Raw genomic sequence first — 1,915 nt, forward strand, 5'->3', positions numbered from 1 at the left:
AACCTCTATGAGCTCTATTTCGTAGGTTTGGCCTGAGGCCAGGCCCGTCAATGTATAGGTTCTCAGCGAACTGCTGATATTGTCTATGGTGGTCTCTATTCCTCCAACAGGCTTGTATTTAATCTGATACCTGTTTAAAGTTACCGAGGGTGGATTGATACTTACGTCTGTCTCGCCCCAATTAATGGTAATGCTGTTGGCCGCACCATTGGCCGTGGCAGAGGTGATGAGTGTTCTTGAAAAACCTATTCCAGCAGAAAATATCAAGAAAAGGAGTAAAGCTAATTTTTTCATTGTTCTAGTTAATGTTAGTTTTTTCATTTTCTAATTTCTTTTGGGAGGTTTTCAAAAATACTGTTGTTGGTTGTGTTCAAACCGCAAGGGCTTTCAATTTTGGTTGCAAAAACGGCCCCAGCTCGGGTTTCAAAGCCCGGTAAGAGTTCTATTGCATTGCCCGACTTGAACAGCACGTTGGCGTTGGGTTGTATTTTGTTCAAAGCGATGGTGTAAGCCACAGCCGTTTGGCTGTAAACACCACTGATAGGGTTCACATTTACTATGTTTAATGCCTCAGCGGAGCCTGCTAGGGATAAGGTGGCTTCATTTGAAGTCGAATTGCAACTGTTTAAGGTAACTATGCACCTGTACTTATAGTTATTGTATGCCAGACTTGGAAACGCCAAACTCAGAGTAGCAGTGTTTTGACCAGAGTAAACCGAACTTGCCACAACTGGGGTAAAACCAGAGCCGGTATTTACCTCCCATTGATAAGTTACTCCTGGTAAGTTGGCTTGAACTGTGAAGGTGGCATTGTTTCCTTGGCAGATGCTTACGTTTTGGGGTTGCTGAGTTATTTGTAAATTATTTGTAAAAGTAACCACCGTAGAAACTGTGACAGCACAACCATTTGCATCAGTTACTGTTACAGTATACGTTCCGGCAGCAAGACCCAACGCTGTAGCCGATGTTCCACCGGAAGGAGCCCAAGAATAAGTATATGCAGGTGTTCCTCCTGATGCCGTTACTGTTGCCGAGCCCGTGCTTGGCCCATCGCAGGTAATGTTCGTTTGGGCGGATATCGCTGCGACCAGTGTAGTTGGCTGAGTAATATTGACTGTTGCAGTTTGCTGACAAGAGTTTGCATCAGTTACTGTTACAGTATAAGTTCCTACCGCTAGACCTGAAGCCGTTGCAGAAGTACCACCGGCTGGAGCCCATGAATAGGTATAATTAGGCGTTCCACCTGATGCGGTTACCGTTGCTGATCCTGTACTTGCTCCGTTACATAAAACATTGGTTTGAGCAGAAATCGTGGCAAGAAGAGGTGCAGGCTGAGTGATCGTGACTGTCGCTGTTTTCTGACATGAGTTGGCATCTGTTACAGTTACTGTATAAGTTCCCGCGGCTAAACCTGATGCCGTAGCCGATGTGCCACCTGAGGGAGCCCATGAATAGGTATAATTAGGCGTTCCACCAGATGCGGTTACTGTTGCCGTTCCAGTACTTGCTCCATTACATCCTACGTTAGTTTGGGCCGAAATAGATGCTAATAAGGTGGTTGGCTGAGTAATTATTACCGTTGCTGTTTTCTGACAAGAGTTGGCGTCTGTAACTGTCACCGTATATGTTCCAGCTGTTAGACCTGATGCTGTAGCTGCTGTACCGCCAGAAGGTGCCCATGAATAGGTATAATTAGGGTTTCCACCCGATGCAGTCACAGTTACAGATCCGGTACTTGCACCATTGCATAATACATTGGTTTGAGCAGAAATCGATGCCACAAGTGCGGTCGGCTGAGTGATGTTGACGGTTGCCGTTTGCTGACAAGCGTTTGCATCAGTTACTGTTACAGTGTATGTGCCAGCTGCTAGACCTGTTGCCGTAGCTGCTGTACCGCCAGAAGGTGCCCATGAAT

At 46.0% G+C, this 1,915-nt stretch carries 2 protein-coding genes; both read right to left on the reverse strand.

Translation table 11 applies throughout. From position 1 onward, the window contains the following. Positions 1–294 (reverse strand): fibronectin type III domain-containing protein (locus EGI31_RS14305; RefSeq protein ID WP_255037903.1); only part of this gene is annotated, 294 nt, incomplete at its 3' end. Between the two features lie 23 nt (positions 295–317). Next, positions 318–1,915 (reverse strand): 3-coathanger stack domain-containing protein (locus tag EGI31_RS14310; RefSeq protein ID WP_374760688.1); only part of this gene is annotated, 1,598 nt, incomplete at its 5' end.

The organism is Lacihabitans soyangensis (assembly GCF_024343775.1).
GTDB classification, from domain to species: domain Bacteria; phylum Bacteroidota; class Bacteroidia; order Cytophagales; family Spirosomataceae; genus Leadbetterella; species Leadbetterella soyangensis.